This is a genomic window from Pseudoalteromonas sp. HL-AS1 (assembly GCF_031198785.1).
In the GTDB taxonomy this organism is placed as follows: domain Bacteria; phylum Pseudomonadota; class Gammaproteobacteria; order Enterobacterales; family Alteromonadaceae; genus Pseudoalteromonas; species Pseudoalteromonas distincta.
This window is the reverse complement of record NZ_CP133569.1, coordinates 81,815-103,576: the sequence shown is the minus strand read 5'-3', so window position 1 is coordinate 103,576 and position 21,762 is coordinate 81,815. Positions and strand designations below refer to the sequence as shown.

Annotated in this window: 17 protein-coding genes; 14 read left to right on the top strand and 3 right to left on the bottom strand. The window is 38.9% G+C overall.

Going from position 1 to position 21,762, the window contains the following annotated elements; translation table 11 throughout:
* The first annotated feature begins 296 nt into the window (after positions 1-296).
* The 14 genes from RB214_RS00515 (at position 297) to mdoH (ending at position 16,806) form a co-directional block, all read left to right on the top strand.
* Positions 297-1,283, top strand: a complete 987-nt coding sequence (locus RB214_RS00515) for a GGDEF domain-containing protein (protein ID WP_309168930.1) — start codon at positions 297-299, stop codon at positions 1,281-1,283.
* An 83-nt stretch (positions 1,284-1,366) separates the two neighbouring features.
* Positions 1,367-2,122: a bifunctional demethylmenaquinone methyltransferase/2-methoxy-6-polyprenyl-1,4-benzoquinol methylase UbiE gene (gene ubiE, locus RB214_RS00510; protein ID WP_197184354.1), complete on the top strand. Its 756-nt coding sequence runs from the start codon at positions 1,367-1,369 to the stop codon at positions 2,120-2,122.
* Positions 2,123-2,133: 11 nt separating this feature from the next.
* Positions 2,134-2,817, top strand: coding sequence for an SCP2 sterol-binding domain-containing protein (locus RB214_RS00505; RefSeq protein WP_309167923.1), 684 nt, complete (start codon positions 2,134-2,136; stop codon positions 2,815-2,817).
* Positions 2,818-2,826: 9 nt separating this feature from the next.
* Complete coding sequence (gene ubiB, locus RB214_RS00500) at positions 2,827-4,431, top strand: ubiquinone biosynthesis regulatory protein kinase UbiB (RefSeq protein ID WP_309167922.1); 1,605 nt, start codon at positions 2,827-2,829, stop codon at positions 4,429-4,431.
* Between the two features lie 80 nt (positions 4,432-4,511).
* A complete protein-coding gene (tatA, locus tag RB214_RS00495) occupies positions 4,512-4,760 on the top strand; it encodes a Sec-independent protein translocase subunit TatA (protein WP_007579853.1) in 249 nt (82 codons plus the stop codon).
* A gap of 5 nt (positions 4,761-4,765) precedes the next feature.
* A complete protein-coding gene (gene tatB / locus RB214_RS00490) occupies positions 4,766-5,098 on the top strand; it encodes a Sec-independent protein translocase protein TatB (protein ID WP_309167921.1) in 333 nt (110 codons plus the stop codon).
* A 48-nt stretch (positions 5,099-5,146) separates the two neighbouring features.
* Positions 5,147-5,887, top strand: coding sequence for a twin-arginine translocase subunit TatC (gene tatC / locus RB214_RS00485; RefSeq protein WP_309167920.1), 741 nt, complete (start codon positions 5,147-5,149; stop codon positions 5,885-5,887).
* A gap of 1 nt (position 5,888) precedes the next feature.
* Positions 5,889-6,404: a hypothetical protein gene (locus tag RB214_RS00480; RefSeq protein WP_309167919.1), complete on the top strand. Its 516-nt coding sequence runs from the start codon at positions 5,889-5,891 to the stop codon at positions 6,402-6,404.
* Positions 6,404-7,189 carry a TatD family hydrolase gene (locus tag RB214_RS00475; RefSeq protein ID WP_182197636.1) on the top strand — a complete coding sequence of 262 codons (786 nt, stop codon included), beginning with the start codon at positions 6,404-6,406 and terminating at the stop codon, positions 7,187-7,189. The genes RB214_RS00480 and RB214_RS00475 overlap by 1 nt, the downstream gene beginning before the upstream one ends.
* Complete coding sequence (locus tag RB214_RS00470; RefSeq protein ID WP_309167918.1) at positions 7,189-9,042, top strand: diguanylate cyclase; 1,854 nt, start codon at positions 7,189-7,191, stop codon at positions 9,040-9,042. The genes RB214_RS00475 and RB214_RS00470 overlap by 1 nt, the downstream gene beginning before the upstream one ends.
* A 12-nt stretch (positions 9,043-9,054) precedes the next feature.
* Positions 9,055-10,065 (top strand): porphobilinogen synthase, encoded by a 1,011-nt coding sequence (gene hemB, locus RB214_RS00465; protein ID WP_309167917.1) that lies wholly within the window; start codon positions 9,055-9,057, stop codon positions 10,063-10,065.
* A gap of 127 nt (positions 10,066-10,192) precedes the next feature.
* Positions 10,193-12,922, top strand: coding sequence for an ExeM/NucH family extracellular endonuclease (locus RB214_RS00460; RefSeq protein WP_309167916.1), 2,730 nt, complete (start codon positions 10,193-10,195; stop codon positions 12,920-12,922).
* Between the two features lie 331 nt (positions 12,923-13,253).
* Complete coding sequence (locus RB214_RS00455; protein ID WP_309167915.1) at positions 13,254-14,873, top strand: glucan biosynthesis protein G; 1,620 nt, start codon at positions 13,254-13,256, stop codon at positions 14,871-14,873.
* Positions 14,845-16,806, top strand: coding sequence for a glucans biosynthesis glucosyltransferase MdoH (gene mdoH / locus RB214_RS00450; protein WP_309167914.1), 1,962 nt, complete (start codon positions 14,845-14,847; stop codon positions 16,804-16,806). The genes RB214_RS00455 and mdoH overlap by 29 nt, the downstream gene beginning before the upstream one ends.
* Before the next feature lie 472 nt (positions 16,807-17,278).
* Here the strand turns inward: mdoH and fusA are convergent, their stop codons facing one another.
* The 3 genes from fusA to ylqF form a co-directional block, all read right to left on the bottom strand.
* On the bottom strand, positions 17,279-19,363 hold the full coding sequence (gene fusA, locus RB214_RS00445) for an elongation factor G (protein WP_024605154.1): 2,085 nt from the start codon (positions 19,361-19,363) through the stop codon (positions 17,279-17,281).
* Between the two features lie 206 nt (positions 19,364-19,569).
* The gene (locus tag RB214_RS00440) at positions 19,570-20,295 is read right to left on the bottom strand and encodes a response regulator (RefSeq protein WP_222714700.1); all 726 of its coding nucleotides are present in this window, start codon (positions 20,293-20,295) and stop codon (positions 19,570-19,572) included.
* 487 nt (positions 20,296-20,782) lie between these two features.
* Positions 20,783-21,727 (bottom strand): ribosome biogenesis GTPase YlqF, encoded by a 945-nt coding sequence (ylqF, locus tag RB214_RS00435; protein ID WP_309167913.1) that lies wholly within the window; start codon positions 21,725-21,727, stop codon positions 20,783-20,785.
* Positions 21,728-21,762: the final 35 nt, after the last annotated feature.

Sequence of the window (21,762 nt, the reverse complement as noted above, 5' to 3'; positions counted from 1 at the left end):
GTAAATGAGACCAACCTCATAGTAATAATCCCTACTTATACCAAGTGTATTAATACGTTACATACATTAAATGAAGTAAAAACCAACCTAATTGATGAGAAAAACAGCGATTAAGCTGCTAAAGCAAAATTTAAGTTCCCTAACTATCGTTTTTGCTTTTAAATAGCTCGGATAATGATTACTGTATAAAAAAATAATAAAAAGCTCGGACGCATAACCGCCTCATGGAATGAGATATTTTAAAATTTGCACTTATGCGTACTTAGTTGGTATTTAAAATGATGTTCCATGATTCCATGGCTATTGCACAAGAAAAAATGACCAAAGTGTGTATGTTTTTAGAGCGCTATACGCTCCCACCTACGCCGCTGAATTATCAAGTTATTTATGCTTATACCAGTCAAACTAATCTCAAGCTAAATAAAGCTTTAGACCGTGCTATCGCTGTTGAAGACAATATAGATAGCGTTTTAATTGAACAACTACATTCTGAGTTTTTAAATACTGGCCACAAAGCGCAAGTCAACATGATTCAAAATGTTGATGGTGTTATAAACTCACTTTCTCAAAATTCTCAAGCTACTGAAAAGCAAATAATTCGCTTTGCGGGTCAAGTGAGCGAATGCGTACATTCGCTAGATGAGAACAACATAGAACAAAGCCGTCAAGCGCTTGAAGTTCTTCATAATCAAACCGCCGAATTACTCAACCAACATAAGCAATTTAAGCAAGAACTAAGCAAAGCCAAACAACTACACGAAAAAACACAAAAGCAGCTAACTCAACTTCGTAAACAGCATATTATTGATAGCCAAACAGGGCTTTATAAGCGCCATTATTTAACGCAACAAACCCAAGTGTGGACTAATCAACAAAAATCTATTTGCGCAATAGCGATTCAAATAGACAACCTTGATCACTTTACTAAAAATTATGGTGATATTATTGGTGAAGTCATTTTGAGTAAAGTTGCTAAGCAAGTGCAAAAATATGTTTTTCAAAGTGGCTTACCTGGTCGCACAGCAAAAGATCAATTTACTGTTCTCCTCGCCGACATAGACCCAGATACAGCTAATGTTATTGCCGAAAAAGTACGAAATGGGGTCGAAAAGCTACGCTTTGTTAGTTCAAAAACAGGTATCAAGCTACCAAGTATTGGCTTATCACTAGGAATTGCTCAGCATCAACAAGAAGATGATTTTAATCAGTTAGCAAAAAAAGCATCTCATGCGGCTTTTAAAGCACATTCATTAGGTCAAAGTAGTTACACTGCAGGGCAATAAATTACCTGATAAATCATATTCAAATTGCACCTACTGTGTACAATAAAGTACACTAACCTCTATTGTCACGATAGAGATTAATCATGAACGAAACCGAACAAAAGACCACGCATTTTGGTTATAAAACAGTAGCCGAGAACGATAAAGCTTCTATGGTTGCTGATGTATTTCACTCAGTAGCTGCAAAATACGATGTAATGAATGATTTAATGTCTTTTGGGGTACATCGTTTATGGAAACGTCAAACTATTGCAAGCTCAGGTGTTCGTAAAGGCCATCATGTACTCGATTTAGCCGGCGGCACTGGCGACTTAACGGCAAAGTTTAGCCAATTAGTGGGCGAAACGGGTCAAGTTGTTTTGGGTGATATAAACTCATCTATGCTTAAAGTTGGTCGTGAAAAACTGCATAATCTTGGATTAGTGTGCAATATCGACTACGTACAAATGAATGCAGAAATGCTACCGTTCCCAGATAATAGCTTTGATGTGATCACTATTGCCTTTGGCTTACGTAACGTTACCGATAAAGACAAAGCATTACGATCTATGTACCGTATTTTAAAGCCAGGTGGCAGATTACTTGTTTTAGAGTTTTCAAAACCAGAGCATGACGTACTTAGTAAAGCTTACGATTTTTACTCATTTAATTTATTGCCTACAATGGGTAAGCTAGTTGCTAACGACAGTGAATCGTATAAGTATTTAGCTGAATCTATTCGAATGCATCCAGATCAAGACACGCTAAAAGCGATGATGGAAGATGCAGGCTTTGAGCAAACAACATACCAAAACCTCACAGGCGGAATTGTTGCGCTGCACCGTGGTTTTAAATATTAAGGCTAGCAGTTATGGCGCTTGAGAAAATAACAAAAAATAATAATGATGCAATGCCATCTGAATTTTTTATGTTACCTAATTTTGTACTTTCGCTTATTGAGCGCGTACTAAATCAAGCACTTAGCCTTGACCCACAATTATCCAAAAAGCTAAGCGCAGTTAAACATCAGCGCTTAGTAGTTGAAGTAAGAGATTGGCAACAAAGCATCCAACTTGTTTATAGCGCTGAGCAATTACACTTATACAGTGATCAAAATAATGAAAACGCAGATTGTATGATCAGCGCAGACATAGACACGCTTTTAGCGCTTAAAAACCCAGCTATGCTTACCCAGTTAATTCGCCAAGATAAGCTCGACTTACAAGGCGATTTAAATATTGCGCAAACTTATAGCAATGCGTTTTCAGGCATTGATATTGATTGGCCTGAACAGCTCTCTAGATACATTGGCGATACCCCCGCTCAGCAGTTATATCTGCACTTAAAAAAACTAAAACAAAAGAGCAGCAAAACCAACACTAAAATAAGTACAATGCTTACAAGTTTATGCCAAGATGAGCTCGCAATTACTATTCACCCATTAGAACTTGAGCAATTTAAACAAAAAAATAGAGAACTCAAAGGCCAAGTCGCTGCTGTTGAGCAGCGTATAAATACCTTGTTAAACTCTTTTTCACCTTCAAACACCCGCTAAGGATTTTTTGTGTCGACTGCACGTTTGTATAACATCACCAAAACATTACTTAGCTATGGGTTAGACGAGCTAATTCCAAAACATAAGATCCCTTGGTTTGGTAAAGTAGCTCGTGGCAGTTTGTTTTGGCTGCGTAATCAGCACAAAGAAAAACCTGCAGGGCTACGCTTACGTTTGGCACTACAAGAGCTTGGTCCTGTTTGGATTAAGTTTGGCCAAATGCTCTCAACTCGTCGTGACTTACTCCCTCATGATATCGCTTTAGAGCTTGCGTTTTTACAAGATCAAGTTCAGCCATTTGAAGGCGCACTTGCACAAAAAATCATAGAGAAAGCGCTCGAAATTAACGATATAAGTGAATTGTTTAGTGAGTTTTCACAAACTCCACTGGCCTCTGCATCTATAGCGCAAGTACATACAGCAAAGCTTATTGATGAGCAAAGCATTGAGCAGGATGTCGTAATTAAGGTTATTAGACCCAATATTTACGAGCAAATTAATGCCGACTTAGCGTTAATGGAAAAGCTCGCTAAGGTACTTGCAAAAGTCCATAACGAATCAAAACGTCTACGCCCCGTTGAAGTGGTTAAAGAATACAAAAAAACACTCCTAGACGAGCTCGACTTAATGCGCGAAGGTGCCAATGGCATTCAACTAAAACGCAATTTTGAAGGCTCTGATTCATTATATATCCCTGCAGTTTACAGTGATTACAGCCGTAGCAATGTGCTGGTAATGGAGCGTATTTACGGTATACCTGTGTCTGATATGGATGCATTACTGGCGCAAAACACTAATATGAAATTACTTGCTGAGCGCGGCGTAGAAGTGTTTTTTACGCAGGTGTTTAGAGACAGCTTTTTTCATGCCGACATGCACCCTGGTAATATATTCGTCTCTCGCGAGCATCCTGAAAATCCAATGTATATCGGTATTGATTGCGGTATAGTTGGTACGTTAAGCAAAGAAGATAAACGCTATTTAGCTGAAAACTTTATCGCCTTTTTTAATCGTGATTATCGCCAAGTTGCACAGCTACACGTAGATTCTGGTTGGGTACCACCAGATACTAGCATTGAAGAATTTGAATTTGCGATTCGCACAGTTTGCGAGCCTATATTTAATAAACCTTTGGCTGAAATTTCATTTGGTCACGTACTCGTAAATCTATTTAATACTGCACGTCGTTTTAACATGCAAGTACAACCGCAATTAGTATTGCTACAAAAAACCTTATTATACGTTGAAGGATTAGGGCGTCAGCTTTACCCGCAACTCGACTTATGGAAAACAGCCAAACCCTTTTTAGAAGATTGGGTGAAGCAGCAAGTTGGACCGCTATCAGTACTGAAGCAAATGTATGCTAACTTGCCATTTTGGGCTGAAAAAATGCCTGAACTACCTGATCTAATTTACCAAAATTTAAAGCGTGCACCACACGCTCATCAACCTCAAGAACAAAAGGTATCTCATAAACCTTTAATATTGAGTTTATTTGGTAGTGCTACAATGATTATGGCAACACTTTGTTATTTACAGCACGATTTAGTAGCTGCAAGCATTGCAATAGCCTTATCTGCTATTAGCTTTATTGCAGCATGGCGCAACGCATAAACTGAGTGCTATTTGCGCTATTGGGCGTATAATTAGTATTTAAAATGTACATTTAACCGTTTTATATATTGGAGAAAACCATGGGTTTTGGTGGTATTAGTATTTGGCAATTATTAATTGTTTTAGCGATCATAGTTTTACTTTTCGGCACAAAAAAACTACGCGGTATGGGTGGTGATATTGGAGGCGCTGTTAAAGGCTTCAAAAAAGCAATGTCGGACGACACAGCGAGTGAGCAAGAAAAATCAGAGCAAATTCAACAATCAGAAAAAAGCACCGTTGACGACTCAACCAATACTGAAAAAAACAAAGATAGCAATAAGGTTTAATTAGTATGGGGATGTGGGAGCTTGTTGTTATTTTTATTGTTGGCTTAGTGGTGCTCGGTCCTGAGCGCTTACCTGTTGCTATTAGAACAGTGAGTAAATGGGTTAAAACCGCTAAATCACTTGCCAATTCGGTAAAAGCCGAAGTAAGTGAAGAACTGCGTATTCATGAACTTCACGAAAACCTTAAAAAAGCAGAACAACAAGAACTAAAAGACTTAAGCCCTGAGCTACAAAGTTCATTAACAGAGCTACAAAAAGCGGCGGAGTCAGTTACCCACAGCTACGAGAAAAAACAACCTGATACATCAAATAACCAACAACTTGATGAAAAAAAGTGAAATTTATCTCTCACTTTGCGGTCAACTTACTACATGGTATAAAAAATAATGGCTGAGGAAGTAAAATCGGGGTTTGTAGCGCATTTAATTGAGTTGCGTGATCGTCTAATAAAAGCACTATTAAGCATTTTTGTTATTTTCATTGCCATAGTATATTTTGCGAATGATATTTACGCCTTTGTTGCACAGCCGTTAGTTTCGCATTTGCCAAGCACTGCAACCATGATTGCGACCGATGTAACGGCTCCCTTTTTTGCACCTTTCAAACTTACTTTATTTGTCGCTTTATTTGCGTCGATCCCGTGGATATTGCATCAGGTTTGGGGATTTATAGCACCAGGTTTATATCAGCACGAAAAGAAAATGCTTATGCCTATTCTTACCTCAAGTATAATATTATTTTATGGCGGTATAGCCTTTTGTTATTTTGTAGTTCTGCCAATTATTTTAGGTTTTTTTACAAGTACCGGCCCCGAAATGATGACTCTTGCGCCCGACATAAGTAGCTATTTAGGATTTGTATTAAAACTGTTTTTTGCATTCGGTGTCGCTTTCGAAATTCCAGTGGCAATAATGCTGCTATGCTGGAGTGGTGCAACAACAACAACAAGCTTAAAAGAAAAGCGCCCTTATATCGTCGTGGGTGTTTTTGTAGTGGCGATGTTTTTAACACCGCCTGATGTATTATCACAAACATTATTAGCATTTCCGATGCTTCTTTTGTTTGAACTAGGTTTAATTTTAGCAAAATTTTATACCGCCAAACCACAAAAAGAATCTGAGGAATAAAATGAAAAAACAACTACTCTCACTATTGGTTTTATTAAGTGCGCCTACTTTTGCTGCACAAACTGAATTTAATACTCAGGCCCTGCAAGCATGTAGCTTTATTGAAAATGACTTTAACCGATTGCTTTGCTATGACAATACAATTGCTGGTAAATCACTAACAAAGCCAACAATAACAAAAACGCTCACCCCACCAACGGCTAACAATGTACCTCAAGTCGTAGCTGCTGCACCAATGCAAGTAAAGGAAAAAACTGACGATTTTGGCTTAGAGCACAAAGAATCACAGATAGAAAAAGAGACTGAAATTAAAGCTATGGCTACTTCAGTGAAAGAAGCAGCTTATGGCGAGTTAATTATTTCGCTAGATAACGGCCAACAATGGCGTCAAATTGGCTCTGACAGTATGCGTTTAAAAGAAAACGATTCCGTTGTAATTAGCCGTGGCGTATTTAACTCATTTTTGCTTAAAGTAGACGGTAAAAACCGCTCTATTCGCGTTAAACGTACTAAGTAATGTCATATACGTTAATTGATGCTGGAGTTAACCTAACTAATCATCAATTTGATGAGCAGCATCACGATGTAATTACCCGTGCCAATGAAGCGGGTGTTACAAATATGCTTATTATTGGTTGTGATATTGCAAGCAGTCAGCAATCACTTGATCTTGCAACAAAGCATCTTCAATATTCTACGGCGGGTATTCACCCGCATGATGCAAAATCAGCCACTAATGAACTAGAAGCACAACTAACTATACTTGCAAATAATAAGCATGTTATTGCTATTGGTGAGTGCGGTCTTGATTATAACCGCGACTTTTCGCCTCGCGATGTACAGCGCAGTGTTTTTAGGCGCCAATTAGCACTTGCTGAAAAATTAGATTTACCTGTTTACTTGCATGAACGTGATGCAAGTGACGACATGTTAAGTATATTAAAAGAGTTTAATATTCGCGGTGTACTCCACTGCTTTACGGGTAACTCAGCAGCTCTAAAGCAATATTTAGATTTAGGTCTATATATTGGTATAACGGGTTGGGTATGTGATGAAAGGCGTGGAAAAGATTTACAACTGCTAGTGCCTAGCATTCCTCTAGATCGATTATTAATAGAAACTGATGCACCATTTTTAATTCCACGAACAGTTAAGCCAAAACCTAAATCACGTAAAAATGAACCTGCCCTGCTTCCTTATATCTGTCAAACGGTTGCACAACTTTATAAAATAGATGAAGAAGTTGTGGCCCGTAAAACTACAGAAAACTTTCACCGTGTTTTTGGTTTAGAAGATCGTTAATGGCCTATGCAAAGGCACTTTTAAGCCTATTAGTATTCCTTTTCACTTTTTGCTGTTTCGCAAACCCAGTAATAATAAAACACGATTTTAACTCTCAAAACATTAATAACCTGTATTACTCTTTTGAACCAACGTCGCTATTAAGCGCACAACAAAGTAGCCATATACAGTGGCAAAAAAACACAGGAAAACCCCTTAATTTAGGACTAGAGCAGCGTCCTGTATGGATAAAATTTAAAATAAAAAACACACTTAGTTATAATACTGAGCAAATATTGTCACTAAACAATCCTTTGCTAAACCACGTTCAAGTATATCAATTACATAACTCGCAATTACTTTCTTATACTCAAATTGGTGATGCCTACCCCTTATATAAGCGCAAAATTAAAAGTGAGTCTTTATTAGTTAAACTGCTCAGCCCTGCAAATAGCGAAACGCTTATTATAATGAAAGTGGCGAATAGTTCAGGCTTGCGAGTCCCTTTAACACTGTGGCAACCAGAAGCTTATTTGGCACACAAAGGAAAACTCAATTTACTCTATGGCTTATTGATTGGTTTTATATTTTCTTTGGGTGTGAGTTGCATAGTTTTATATGGTTTTTCACGTAAAGGTTATTTTGTTTATGCTGGGGTTATATCTCTCACATTAGGTAGTGTATTAGCCTACCTTTGTGGTTTTGGCTTAAGGTACGTTCATCCTAATTTGCCTGCATTACAGCAAGTTATGATCCCTATATTACTTACGCTTATCACTTTAATGTTTTTGCCTTTGCAAAAGCAAGTTTGCCATCCCAGGCCCTCTCTTCTGCTAACTATTCAAAAAGTTGTAGTTAACGCTTTAGCCATTTCGTTATTATTTATTTGGCTACTTCCAAACAACATAGTTACATTATTTTGTTTAATCACTACTCCAATCGTTTTAGGCTTTTATATTGTAACTACGTTTATGTGCGTGCGTTTAACGCCTTCTAAACCAAACAAAGCACTATTACTTGTATTGGTTTTTTTCTTGGTGGTAATGCTTTATTTTACTGTTGCAGTAATGGGCCTATACGCCTTTGACAGAAGTACGCTCGCATTTGTATTTGCATGCTTTTTTGGTTACACTTTTTGCTTATGCTACAGCGTAATGAAGTTATTTATTTTACAACGCGATGAAGAAGTGATTGCCCAACAGACCTTGATTGCTGAAAACACAGCACAAGATACACTACTTAAAGAGCGCTTAAAATTACAAGAAAAAACTCGCCAAGAACTTGAATCCCAGGTGGACGAACGCACCTTTGAATTACAAGTAACGCTTAGAGAGCTTGAAGAAAAAAACCGCTCACTTGAGTTACTAAATACTGAAGACGCATTGACTGGAATAAAAAACAGACGCTTTTTTGATAAAAAACTGGTAATGGAGCTTCGTCGCTCTCGTCGAGAACAAACGCCGCTTAGCATTGTTATGCTTGATATAGATCGATTTAAAAATATCAACGACACGTACGGCCATATCATTGGCGATCAAGTTATTAAAGCAGTTTCTGACCTTATAAAAGACCATTTAAAACGACCACTCGATGAAGTTGCCCGTTATGGCGGTGAAGAATTTGTTGTGCTATTACCTAATACCCCTAGTGAAGGCGCACAAGACATAGCTGAAAAAATACGAGCTGATATCTCAGTAAGTACTGTAACGGTTGCCAATAATGATATTCAATTTACTATTAGCGCTGGTGTATACACCAGTATTGCTGATGATGTTAGCAACCCTCAAATTTTTACTGAGTGCGCCGACAAAGCACTTTATTACGCAAAGCAGCATGGCCGTAATCAAGTAATCACTTTTCCATTACCACAGTAGGAGCATATTAGTATGGCCCAATCAGGATTAGACCTTTTCCCATATACTCGCATGCGCAGAATGCGCCGCAGCGACTTTTCTCGCCGCTTAATGGCTGAAAACCAGCTTAGCGTAAATGATTTAATTTACCCTGTATTTGTACTTGATGGTAAAAATCGCCGCGAGGTAATTGAATCAATGCCTGGTATTGAGCGCCTATCAATTGATTTACTGCTTGTTGAAGCAAAAGAACTCGTTGAACTTGGCGTACCTGCCGTTGCTATTTTTCCAGTAACGCCTGCGGATAAAAAATCATTATTTGCCGAAGAAGCATATAACGATGATGGCTTAGCACAACGCACCGTAAGAGCGTTAAAAGAAGCTTTTCCTGAGTTGGGTGTGATTACTGATGTAGCACTTGACCCTTACACTACGCATGGGCAAGACGGCATCATTGATGATTCAGGTTATGTTATTAATGATGTCACTACTGAAATTTTAGTTAAACAAGCACTTTCCCATGCAGAAGCTGGTGCTGATGTTGTTGCCCCTTCTGATATGATGGATGGTCGTATTGGCGCTATTCGCGAAGCACTTGAAGCTGATGGGTTTATTCATACTCGAATTATGGCCTACTCAGCTAAATACGCATCTAGCTACTATGGCCCATTTAGAGATGCTGTAGGCTCTGCTGGTAACTTAAAAGGTGCTGATAAAAAAACTTACCAAATGGATCCAGCAAACTCTGATGAAGCAATACGTGAAGTCGCATTAGACTTACAAGAAGGCGCTGATATGGTTATGGTAAAGCCCGGTATGCCTTATTTAGATATTGTACGGCGTGTTAAAGACGAATTTGGTGTACCTACTTTCGCATATCAGGTAAGTGGCGAGTATGCAATGCACAAAGCAGCAATTGATAACGGTTGGTTAAGTGAAGAGGCTACAATAATGGAATCTTTACTTGCATTTAAGCGTGCAGGAGCCGATGGAATATTAACCTACTTTGCTAAGCAAGCCGCAAAATATCTAGCTAAAAAGTAATTTTTTATTAAAAGGCGGTTAAACCGCCTTTTATTTACATTCGTTTACATTTTTGTATTATTTCCGTCATATTTATTCTCTAAACTGGTGTCCCATTTTGGGATTAATACACGGGAATAATAAAAAAATGTTTAAAACAAAAATAACACCACTCGCACTTGTTATAGCAAGTCTCAGTGCACCAGCATCCGCTGATCTAATCATTTCAGAATATATAGAGGGAAGCAGTAATAATAAAGCAATTGAGCTTTATAATAATGCTGATACGGAGCTTTCTCTTGAAGGTTATACTTTAGGACTCTATTCAAATGGTAGCAGTTCGGTTGGCAACTCGATTGATTTAACCGGAACATTGGCCGCCAATACCACCTACATTATTTCAAACCCCAGTGCAGCAGCTGCAATACTTGATATTGCAGATGAAACCAGCACAGTAACCTACTATAACGGTGATGATGCCCTTGTTTTAACTAAAGACGGTGTAATTGTTGATAGTTTTGGTCAAGTTGGTTTTGATCCGGGTTCAGAGTGGTCTGAAGGGGGTGTAACTACGGTTAACAAAACGCTGCGAAGAAAAGATAGCATTACCACAGGCCGAACTGACTCGACAGCCATTTTTGATCCTAGCGAAGAATGGGAACAGTTTGATATTGACACCTTTGATGGATTAGGTTCACACACAGGAAACGGCGGTACCGCTCCTGTGCCAGACCCTGAACCAGAGCCACTTGAACCACTAGTTTGTGGTGCAGAAAAAACACTAATAAATGCTATTCAAGGTGACGGCTCTGCTAGCCCACTTGTAGGTACATTAGTAGAACTTGAAGGTGTTGTAAGCTCCGATTTTCAAGGTGATGATCAACTAAAAGGTTTTTTTGTTAGCTCACTTGCTGCCGATATAGATGCCAACCCACTAACCTCTGAAGGTGTATTTGTTTATTTTGCAGATACTGATGTAAATGTTGGTGACCATGTGCGCGTACAAGGTACTGTTGAAGAGTATTTTGATGCAACACAAATTGGCAGCGTAAGCCAAGTAGTAGTTTGTAATACAGGTTTAGCTGTAGCAGCTACAAAAATCACTTTACCTTTAGCTGATGCAACTGATTTAGAAGCTTTTGAAGGTATGTTAGTTACATTAGAGCAATCATTAGTGGTTACTAATAACTTTGGTCTTGGTAGATATGGTGAAGTTGAATTAGCTACAGAGCGCTTATATCAAGGGACTCAAATTGCATTACCTGGAGATGCAGCTAATGCAGTTGAAACAGAAAATCTACTTAAAAAGATTTTACTAGATGATGGCTCTACAGTACAAAACTTAGACCCGACAGCTTACCCAGCTCCAGGCTTATCTGCAGAAAATACATTACGCACTGGCGATACAGTAAATACTGTTACAGGGGCACTTGCTTATAGCTTTGGTCTTTACCGAATTCACCCAACTTTAGCGCCTCAGTTTATTGCGACAAATGCACGTGAAGATGCGCCAGAGCTTAATGCAGAAGCAGATTTACGTGTGGCTAGCTTTAACGTGCTTAATTACTTTAATGGTGATGGCCAAGGTGAAGGGTTTCCTACAGCGCGTGGTGCAGACTCTGAAGCTGAATTTATTCGTCAAGAAGCTAAAATTGTAAGTGCAATTAGCGCTATCCAGGCCGATGTTGTTGGTTTAATGGAAATCGAAAATGATGGCTTTGGTGAATTTAGTGCAATTGCAAGCTTAGTAAATGCATTAAACGAAGCTGATTCAGCTAACCAATATGCATTTGTTGACTTTAATGTAGATCAAATTGGTACAGATGCAATTACTACCGCACTTATCTATCGTGCTAACAAGGTAGAAGAAGTAGGTACTGCTGCTATTACGGCTGAGACTCCATTTGATTTTAGTAACCGTGCTCCAATTGCACAAAGCTTTAAATCAATAGAAACTGACGAAGTATTTACTGTTGCTGTGTCACACCTTAAATCTAAAAGCTGTGGTAGTGCTTCTGGAAACAATGCAGATTCAGGTGATGGCCAAGGCTGTTGGAATGAAATACGCACAGAAGGTGCTAATGCATTCGCAGATTGGCTTGATAGCAAACCAACCGGTGTTAATGATGAAGATACTATTTTAGTCGGCGATATGAATGCTTACGCAATGGAAGATCCAATACGTGCATTTGCAGATAAAGGATATAAAAGTGTAGTTGCAGAGCTTGATGGCAATAAACTTGGTTACTCTTATAGCTTCTCTGGTCGTGCAGGTAGCCTTGACCATGCTGTAGCAAGTGCATCGTTACTTAGCAAAGTAGTATCGGCTAAAGATTGGCATATTAATGCTGATGAACCAATTTCGCTTGATTACAATGTAGAGTTTAAAAGCGAAGGTCAACAATCTAGCTTGTACTCTGAAAGTGCATACCGTGCATCAGATCACGACCCTGTAATTATTGATATTAAATCTGAGGTAATTTTAACTCCTGAGGAACAAACACCAATAATTGCTGCTGACCAAGTTTTTTCAATTGATGAAAATAGCGCAATTGACACAATTATCGGCACGCTTGAATTCAGTGATCCGAATGCGGATGTATCGCCAGTGGTTGAATTTATAGTGTCGGGTAGTGAGATAATTACAGTTAATGAACAAGGTCAACTTATTGTAACCGGTGAACTTGATTTTGACGTTGAAAGTACAATTGCACTATCAGTGCAAGCAAAAGATAGCGCAGATAACGTGTCTGATTCGGTAGCAGTTACAATTAACATCACTGAAACGAGCTCTGATGATGACGATTCAGGTTCATTATTATGGTTATCACTTCTTTTAGCACCACTATCAATAGTGCGTAGATTCAAAACGAAATAACCAACTTTAATCTCAACATTTAAAAAGCCGCTTTTGCGGCTTTTTTATTTTATACAAATGTAATTCAGACAAGCTTCATTAAACTCCCCGTAATATGTTCATACGATTAGTGAGTCTTCTAGTACTTAATAAGCAACAACTACATAAGATTGAGTGAATTTTACACAACAAAAACCTCGATGACTTATGTATATTGGTTTTTCCTATTGAAAAATATGAACTTTTATAAGGGTTCACATTTTGCTTTAAGTAAATTAGAAGATACTTACAAAACAAAATCAATATTTACCCTAAACGTAAAAATAAGTCGTGTTTTTATAAAGGAATGAGAATGAAACAACTAACCCAAAACTTGCCTAAATGGCAAAAAAAATCAGCACCACTACTGGGTCTACTTATTATTTTTTCGACTTGGGGCAATAGCAACCAAGCGATTGCTGCAACTGTTGATGTAGCAATTCCACAAAGTAGCTTATTTGATGTAATTAGCGCTCGCGCTAAAAAGTTAGCAAGCGAAGAATATGTGGCACCTAAAAACATCGAGCTTGAAGCACTAAATAATATTGATTATCAAGACTACCGTTCAATTCGATTTAAAAAAGACAAAGCGGTATGGAAAGATGAAGGCTTGTACGAGCTGCAATTATTCCACCCTGGTTTTTTATATAAAACCCCCGTAACAATAAATACTGTTGATAGCGACTCTAAACGTAGCCGCTTACCTTTCAGCACTGACTTTTACCAATACGATGGCACTGCTGCACCACTACAAGAAGAAATAGCTAAAAGTGTGGCGGGCACTCAACTAGGCCATGCTGGATTTCGCTTACATTACCCATTAAATACTAACGAGTATAAAGACGAAGTAATGGTATTTCAGGGAGCATCGTATTTTAGAGTCGTTGGCCCTCAACAAGTTTATGGCTTATCAGCAAGAGGCCTTGCCATTGATACTGCTGAAAATTCGGGTGAAGAATTTCCAATGTTCAAAGAGTTTTGGTTAGTTAAACCAAAGGCCGACCAAACACAAATCACCATTTTTGCATTGTTGGATAGTCCATCTATTTCTGGTGCGTACAAATTTAGCGTCGACCCTACAACTAATATGCTAGTTGATGTTGATATGCAGATTTTTGCGCGTAAAGATATTAAAAAACTAGGTGTAGCACCATTAACGAGTATGTTTTATCACGGCGAAAACAGCACCAAATTTTTTGATGACTATCGCCCTGAAGTTCATGACTCGGATGGCCTATTAACTCAATCTGCTGATGACAAGTGGGTATGGCGTCCTCTTAACAACCCATCACAACTCAGCGTTACTTCATTTTCGTACAATAACCCAAAAGGTTTTGGGTTAGCTCAACGAGACCGAGACTTTAATAACTATCTAGACACAGAAGCACATTACCACGACCGCCCTAGCCTATGGATTGAACCACAAGGTGAGTGGGGAAATGGTCGTGTAGAGCTTGTAGAAATACCGACTGATACAGAAACTAACGACAATATCGTAAGTTACTGGGTACCAGAAAAACCAATGAAGGCCGGAGATTCATTAAAATTAAGCTACAAAATGACCACCTTTAATTCAGTTTTAACTCAGCACGAGAAAGCACGTGTACTACGTACAAGAATTGGTAGCGCCGCTTTACCAGGTGAGGACAACCCACCACCAAAAAGCCACCGCCAATTTACTGTTGATTTTACTGGTTCAGAAATAAATCAACTGTCTAAACAGTTAAAACTAGATGCCGACATTCAACTTACAACAGGCGAAGTAACCGACGTGAATGTACAAAAACTTCCGGATTCACGTGGATGGCGTGTAGCCTTTAAAATTGCACCACAGGACGATCAACCCGTTGATATGCGTTTATCGTTAAAACTACGTGACAAAGAAATTAGCGAGGTATGGAGCTATGTTTGGTACCCAAATGACATCAAGTAATAAAGGTAGGGGCACTCCAATGCCATTCAAAACACTAAGAGTATGGCTATTTGCCATTGCGGCACTTGGCACATCTGGCTACGGCATATCTATTATGTTTGAGATTTTAAGCTCAAACGGTATGACATTACTTGAGTATGCCCTTTTAGTATTATTCTCAATCACATTTGCTTGGATTGTAACGGCTTTTTGTAGTGGCACAATCGGCTTTGTACTACAGTTGTTTCGAATTGACCCGCTTACGTTAAAACGTATTAAACCAATTGAGTTCAATAACGAGGCAATTAACGCTCAGAAAACCGCCGTTGTAATGCCTATTTATAACGAAGATACCCACCGTGTTATCGCGGGCTTTGAAGTAAGTCTACAATCGTTAAAAGAAACTGGTCAGCTTGATAATTTTGATTTTTATTTATTAAGCGATACACAAGACCCTCAAATAGTTAAAAACGAGCTAAGTGCATGGCATGCATTGTGCGAACGTTTAGGGGATACAGCAAAGCATGTTTTTTATCGTCGTCGCGAAGATAACAAACACCGCAAAGTAGGTAACCTAACCGACTTTTGTGAGCGCTGGGGAAGTAATTACGACCATATGATTGTGCTTGATGCAGATAGCGTAATGACCGGTAAATGTATGTTAGAACTTACTACAAGCATGCTAAACAACCCACAAGCAGGCCTGATCCAAACGATTCCAATACCTGTTCGTCAAGATACCTTTTTTGGTCGTTTTTTACAGTTTGCGTCAGTGCTATATAGCCCAATGCTCGCTACTGGCTCAGCATTTTGGCAAACAGATAAAGCCAACTACTGGGGTCATAATGCAATCATTAGAGTTGAAGCATTTATAACGTGCTGTGGCTTGCCAACACTCAAAGGTAATGCACCCTTTGGCGGTGAGATTTTAAGTCATGACTTTGTAGAAGCATCACTACTTCATAGTGCAGGTTGGGATGTACTATTACTATCAGACATTGAAGGCAGCTACGAAGAAGTACCAAGTAATATTCTAGATTATGCTGTACGCGATAGACGCTGGGTGCAGGGTAATATTCAGCACTTAGGTTTACTATCGTCATCTAAATTAAAATTAATGAGTAAGCTGCACTTTCTATTAGGTGCAACCGCTTATATTTCATCACTAATTTGGCTCTCAATGCTAGCGCTAAGTACTATTGATGCAGTAACGCGCGCATTAAATAGTGATGTGTACTTTAACCGTGTTTATCAATTATTTCCTACATGGCAAATAGCTAAAACCGATCTTATTGATTCACTCTTGTATTTAACTATTGTTATTTTATTAATGCCTAAATTAATGGGCGTAATAGTCACCCTAATACATAGAAACAAACGCTTTGGTGGTTCAATTAAGCTCATACTAGGTTCAATCATTGAAACCGTATTTGCTATTATTGTTGCGCCATTAATGATGGTATTTCATGCTTACTTTGTACTTTGCGTATTTTTAGGTAAAAAAGTGAAGTGGGATGCACAACCGCGCGAAGGTCGTATGGTCCCGTGGAAAGAAGCGTTTGGTTATACGTTATTCTCTACTATTGTGGCTATAGCATGGGGCAGCACAGCCTACTACTTCACACCTGTATTCTTTTGGTGGCTATCACCTATATTATTAGGCTTAGTATTAGGTGCTCCAATTATCCGTTATTCCAGTAGTATCAAACTCGGCGTACAGCTAAGAAAGTTAGGTATATTTATTTGCCCTAGTGAAGTTGATAACGACTCAACTCTAGAGGCGCTTAAAGTACATCTAAAAGAGATTTCCGTGCCAGAGGAAGGAACTTACCCACAAACAATTCCGGCACTGCCACAAGAGCATATGGTATCAATGCCTATACAATCTTTTAAAAAGCCACGCAGGCTAAAGATGAAAGCGCTAAAAGCTAAGGCTATAAAAAAGTTTAATTAGCGCGTTATAAAATAAAAACAAAAAAGGAGCAATTAATTGCTCCTTTTTTCTATCTAAATTAAAAAATCATGCGCTACATTTGCCGCTAATATTTTCTACTTTTTTAGCTAACTTATTACAGTACATTTTAGAAATAGCTGATTGCGTTTCATCATCAAGTTGCCAGTTATAAAAATGAAAAACCTTACCATTCTCCAGTTCTACTTAAAAATAGTGAAAAGAAAAAACGAGCTAAATGATACAACAGTAATTTCCTCACTATTGATATAACGCTCTGTGCATAGACGTGTATAGCAAACCCCTGCTTTGTAACAATATAAATAAATTGCTCTAGTACCTTTTCATTAATTATAAATATAGGACTAATCAGTAATAAGGAGCAGTTATAAAAAACTATAAAAAATAAAACCAAATTATAGGTAATAAAAAACCCGCAACATGTGCGGGTTTTTTTAAAGAGTTAAGGAGCTAATTACTTAGCAGCTTTTTTCTCTTTTTCTGCAGCGATTACTGTGTCAGCTACGTTTTGTGGACATGGTGCGTAGTGTGAGAACTCCATAGAGAACTGACCACGACCAGATGTCATTGTACGTAGTGAACCAATGTAACCGAACATTTCTGATAACGGAACGTCAGCTTTAATGCGAACGCCAGTTAAACCAGCTTCTTGGTCGCTTAGCATACCACGACGACGGTTAAGGTCACCGATTACATCACCAACGTGATCTTCTGGAGTGAACACGTCAACTTTCATGATTGGCTCAAGAAGTTGTGCGCCCGCTTTAGGGATCGATTGGCGGAAAGCACCTTTAGCAGCGATTTCGAACGCGATTGCAGATGAATCCACGGCATGGAAACCACCGTCAAAAAGTTCAACTTCAACGTCTAATACTGGGAAGCCAGCTAGAACACCTTCGCCCATCATTGACTTAAAGCCTTTCTCAACTGCAGGCCAGAATTCTTTAGGTACGTTACCACCAACAACTGATGATTTAAACGTGAAGCCTGAAGCAACTTCGCCTGGCTTGATGCGGTAGTCGATTTTACCAAACTGACCAGAACCACCAGATTGTTTCTTATGCGTGTAGCTATCTTCGATTTCACGAGTGATAGTTTCACGGTAAGCAACCTGTGGTTGACCAACGATAAGGTCTACACCGTAAGTACGCTTAAGGATATCAACTTTGATATCTAAGTGAAGCTCACCCATACCTTTAAGGATAGTTTCGCCTGAATCTTCATCAGTCTCAACTTGGAAAGATGGATCTTCTGCAACCATTTTACCGATAGCAACACCCATTTTCTCATTACCGCCTTTATCTTTAGGCTGTACAGCAATCGAGATTACTGGAGTTGGGAATACCATTGGCTCAAGTGTTACTGGGTGCTTAGGATCACATAGAGTGTGACCAGTTTGCACATTTTTCATGCCTACGATAGCAATGATGTCACCAGCTTGTGCTGAAGTAAGCTCTTTACGCTCATCTGCTTGCATCTCAACCATACGGCCAACACGCTCAGTTTTACCAGTAAACGCATTAAGGATAGTGTCACCCTTATTAAGCTTACCTGAGTAGATACGTACGAAAGTTAATGCACCAAAACGGTCATCCATTATCTTAAATGCTAGCGCCTTGAAAGGTTCGTCAGCAGATACGATTGCGAATTCGCCATTTTCGTTACCTTCTTCATCCATAAGAGGTTGAGGATCAACTTCTGTTGGAGCAGGTAAGTAGTCAACAACAGCATCAAGAATTAATTGCATACCTTTGTTTTTGAACGCAGAACCACAGTAAGTAGGGAAGAAAGCAAGGTCACGAGTACCTTTACGGATACAACGCTTGATATCTTCGATAGAAGGTACTTCACCTTCCATGTACGCTTCCATTAGGTCATCGTCTTGCTCTACAGCAGTTTCGATAAGCATTTCATGGTATTCATCAGTTTTCTCTACCATGTCTGCAGGAACGTCTTCAATAGTGTAGTTTTCTGGAAGACCTGTCTCATCCCAAACATATGCTTTTTTGTTTAAAACATCAACAACACCTATGAATTCGTCTTCAATACCGATTGGTAAAGTCATGATAAGTGGAGTAGCACCAAGTACTTTTTGTACTTGCGCTGTTACACGGTAAAAATCAGCACCCATACGGTCTAATTTGTTTACGAAGATGATACGTGCAACACCTGACTCATTCGCGTAGCGCCAGTTAGTTTCTGATTGTGGCTCAACACCACCAGAACCACAGAATACACCCACACCGCCATCTAATACTTTAAGTGAACGGTAAACTTCAACGGTGAAGTCAACGTGTCCAGGAGTATCGATAACGTTAAAACGGTGATCTTTCCAGAAACAGCTTACTGCCGCAGACTGGATAGTAATACCGCGCTCAGCTTCTTGCTCCATGAAATCGGTAGTCGATTCACCATCATGTGTCTCACCGCTTTTGTGGATAGTACCTGTAAGCTTTAGGATACGCTCAGTAGTTGTGGTTTTACCCGCATCAACGTGCGCGAAAATACCAATGTTTCTGTACTTCGATAAATCTGCCATTAATTTTACTCTTAATAAAGTCGATAAATTATTCGGCAGGAGTATAACATCACTTAATGCGAACATCACCATACAAGCCGCTTAAAATGCAATCAATTCAACATATTTTTTTTATCGTCAGAATCTATTAAATATCAAACATAACAAAAAAATCACAAGACATTGAAATTAATAGCGTTTAATACTTAAGTTTCAGATACACCAAGTTACTTCGCTATTTTATAGCAACGTTCAGGGCGGCCAATACTGCCGTAACTTTGATCCGCTGTTAACTTACCTGATTCAAGCAAATACTCTAAGTAACGACGTGCTGTAGAGCGACTAACACCGACCAAATCGCCCATTTGCTGAGCAGTAAATGCAGTGGTTGCGTGCTCTACAAAAGCATCATGTATTTTTTGCAGGGTAAGTTGGTCGACCCCTTTTGGTAAACGAACAGACGTGTTGGTTTGCTGCTTTGAGCCAAATAACGTATCAACCATTGACTGCGTTACTTCACTTGCATCAGAAAAACATTGCTGACGTGATTCAAAACGTGCAAGTGCTTGATCTAGTCGGTTTAACATTAATGGCTTAACTAAAAAGTCGCATGCGCCTAACTGCATTGCTTTTTCAAGGGTTTCAACCTCTTTTGCAGCCGTGAGCAGCATAACTTCACTTTTAATTGTTCGTCGTCGTAAATCAGTTAACAAATCTAAGCCATTACCATCAGGCAGGTGTATATCGAGTAAAATTAAATCAGGTTCAATTGCATGCAGCAAAGCTGTTGCCGTGCTTAAATTACCTGCAATGCCCACTACCTGATACTGTGCTTGCCTTAAACTTTGCTTTGGCGTTTGATTGCCTGCAATACCATTTGGTAATAACAAGTACTGCGCTAAAAGCTGTGCTACCTCTACTTCGTCTTCAATTATTACTACTGAATAAGTCATGTTTAATGCTCTTATTATTTTGGAATATAAACACTTAGTCTTGCACCAAGTAGGTCTGACTCACCAATTTTTAACGTACCGCCGCATGAGTCTAAATTTTTATGAAATTAAGCATGTACTTTAGTACTCACTAGCCGATTTATATATGAATAAAAAACAAACTTATCAATAATAAGAATTATTTGTATTTAGGTGTTGACAGGCAGTTAGATCTAACTGATAATCAATATCAACAAGACGGATTGCATACCACTTGTTAAGGAATGAATTGATTTGTTTCTCGACCCTGAAACAACGTGTGGCGCACGTAAACAGCTATGGTTACTTGTTATGAACCGCAACGCCCCTTGATGTTGATGATGAGTAACCGCCCTACTATTTTACTTGCTACATTGCTCATATCGGTGACGGTAGATATGAAACTAAAAAAGCCCTTACGGGCTTTTTTTATGTCTGTAATTTAGTTGGTTAAATTAAACTAAATCAATTAACGACGGTTTTTACGTGCGCGTGCTCGGCGTTGTTTTTTCTCTTCTTCTTTAGCTGCCTTTTTAGCTTCTGCTGCAGCGCGTAAACCAGCAACCATTACTTCTTCTTCCTCACGCATTTGCGGGGTTTCCATAGTAATACGGCCAATAATACCGTCGCGTAATTCGTTGATTAGTATTTCAGACATTTTGTATGTGTCTATTTGATTGCCACCACGAATACAGCCGCGTTTTTTCCCCGCCATTTCAACAAATTCCCAATCACTTTCTGGTAATTCATCTATTTTATAACGCCCTTTTAATAACTCAGGGTATGCACGCAATAGGTACTCAGCTGTGTAACTTGCTACTTCTTCATACTCAAGTGCTGTATCACGAATGGCACCGGTGGCGCCTAAGCGATAACCTGAGTTTTCGTTTTCTACTTTTGGCCACAACATACCTGGCGTATCGTAAAGCATAATACCGTCTTCAAGCTTAATGCGTTGTTGCGCTTTAGTAACAGCAGGCTCATTACCTGTTTTTGCAACTATACGCCCAGCCAATACATTAATTAACGTAGATTTACCCACGTTAGGAATACCCATGATCATGGCTTTAATTTGCTTATCTACACCCACTTTATGTGGCACTAGCTTTTTACAAAGCTCATTAATACGGTGTACTTCAGCTGCTTTATCATGCCCAAAAGAAATCGCTTTAACACCGTTTTCTTGCTCAAAATAATCTTTCCAGATTTGAGTCATTTTAGGATCAGCTAAATCAGCTTTGTTCAAAATTTTGATGACCGGCTTACCTTCACGCAAGGTTGCCACCATCGGGTTTTCACTACTGTAGGGAATGCGCGCATCAAGCACTTCAATGATCACATCCATTTGTGGCATTATTTCTTTAATTTCATTGCGGGCTTTATTCATGTGCCCAGGGAACCACTGGATAGCCATTTTTAACTCCTAACGTATAATTAACCGCTATTTTA